General features: G+C 40.7%; 1 protein-coding gene. It reads right to left on the bottom strand.

Annotated elements, in window-relative coordinates:
- A partial coding sequence (locus CWB85_RS22380; RefSeq protein ID WP_283235150.1) for a putative manganese transporter occupies positions 1–240 on the bottom strand: 240 nt, incomplete at its 3' end.
- Positions 241–273 lie beyond the last annotated feature (33 nt).

Below are 273 nucleotides of genomic sequence, written 5' to 3'. Positions count from 1 at the left end.
CAATTTTTTCAGCTTTGTTGGGGGGGAGATACTCTCTTCTTCAGATGCAACAGCTTGGTAGCTTTGCCCATTAGAAGAGAATGCCCAAGTTGCTACAGCAACTAGCGCCATAGCCGCACCTAACAGCGTAATTGAATCTGCCATCAGGGTATTTAATGTATTAAAGTCTGTATTAATTTCGTTGATATTTGCATTCATTACCGTCGGTATCCACACACCTTTCCATCTAGACTTACTAATTATTAACTCTTTACTTGGCTGTCTAAGGCATTC

It is taken from the genome of Pseudoalteromonas sp. S1727, assembly GCF_005886375.1.
GTDB classification, from domain to species: domain Bacteria; phylum Pseudomonadota; class Gammaproteobacteria; order Enterobacterales; family Alteromonadaceae; genus Pseudoalteromonas; species Pseudoalteromonas haloplanktis.
This window is presented reverse-complemented; position numbering and strand designations above follow the sequence as displayed.